This window comes from Streptomyces sp. NPDC000941 (genome assembly GCF_053599555.1).
Map to the genome: position 1 here is coordinate 1 of NZ_JBSFMM010000529.1, position 1683 is coordinate 1683.

A 1683-nucleotide genomic window follows, 5' to 3' on the forward strand; every position below is an offset into this window, starting at 1 on the left:
ACGCCGCACACCATGCACCACCACCAAATGCCGAGCCACCAAACCACCCAACACCCCCGTACCACCCGTCACCAACACCGTCCCACCACCAAACGACGGAATCCCATCGGCCGTAGGTGCCACCGTCCGCTCCAGCCGCGGCACCCGCAGCTGACCCGCCCGCACGGCCACCTGCGGCTCGTCCGCTGCGGCAGCGGCCGCCAGCGTCTCGGGCGACACCGTGTTCCCGTCGGTGTCCAGCAGTACGAACCGGCCCGGGTTCTCCGACTGCGCCGAGCGCAGCAGACCCCACACCGGGGCCTTCGCCAGGTCGCGTACGCCCTCGTCAGGCTCCGTCGCGACCGCACCGCCCGTCACCAGGACCAGCCGCGACGCGGCGAACCGCTCGTCCGCCAGCCATTTCTGGACCAGCTCCAGGGCTTGGTGGACACTCTGTCGCACGGCCGACGGAATATCTGCCGGCGGAGAGAGCAGCGGGACCAGCACCGCGGGCGGCAGCTCGACAGCGCCCGCGTCGACCGCCGCACCGAGCGCGTCGAGGTCCGCGTACGCAACGCTTCCCGGCGCGGCGAGGCCAAGTTCGGCGAGTCCTTCGGGGGCACCGATGACCACCCATGCGGCGGACGGCTCAGGACTGCCCACCGCCGACTCCGCCGGCGCTTGCCACCCGATGCGGAACAGCGAGTCATTGCGCCGAGCGCCCGCGAGCTGACTGGGGTCGACCGGGCGCAGCACCAACGATTCCGCCGTCGCCACCACGGCGCCCGTGCCGTCGGCCACGGTCACCGACACCGCGCCGACGCCGACCGGGGCCAGTGCGACCCGCAGCTCCGTCGCACCCGCCGCCCGCAGCGTCACTCCACGCCAGGCGAACGGCAGCCAGACCTGGTCGGCGTCGCCGAAGTACGTACCGAGCCGGACGCCGTGCAGAGCCGCGTCGAGCAGCGCGGGATGGACGCCAAAACGGGCGGCCTCGGCTTGCTGCTCTTCGGCGAGTGCGACCTCGGCGAAGATCTCCTCTCCGCGCCGCCAGGCCGCCCTCAGGCCCTGGAAGACAGGCCCGTACCCATACCCCGCGGTGGCGAAGTCCTCGTACAGCGAGTCGATGTCCAGCGCTTCAGCGCCCTTGGGCGGCCATTCGGTCAGATCGCCCGTGTGCTGCGCCGCACCCTGGGCCAGCACACCGGTGGCGTGGCAGGTCCACGCCTCATCGAATGCCTCGTTCTCCAGCCGCGAGTGGACACGGAAGGCACGGCGGCCCGCATCGTCCGGCTCTGCGACGGTCAGCCGCAGCTGCACCCCGCTCCCCTCGGGAAGAACGAGCGGGGTCTCAAGGGTCAACTCCTCGACCACATCACAGCCGACCTCGTCACCCGCACGCACCGCCAGCTCCACAAACCCGGTGCCGGGCAGCAACACCGTGCCACCCACCGCGTGATCGGCCAGCCAGCCATGCGACCGCAACGACAGCCGCCCCGTGAACACAATCCCCGCCGAATCCGGGAGCTCCGCCACCGCACCCAGCAACGGATGCCCGGCGATACTCAGCCCCAGGCCGGACACATCGCCCTTCGCGCCTGCGGGGGCTTCCAGCCAGTAGCGCTTGCGCTGGAAGGCATACGTGGGCAGATCCACCCGGGATGCGCCATGGAAGATCCCCGCCCAGTCGACCGCGACACCGTG

The 1683-nt window shown here is 71.3% G+C and carries 1 protein-coding gene; it reads right to left on the bottom strand.

The features are described 5' to 3' along the window. Positions 1–1683: polyketide synthase dehydratase domain-containing protein (locus tag ACWDSL_RS53285; RefSeq protein ID WP_450496976.1), on the bottom strand; the 1683-nt coding region annotated here is incomplete at both ends.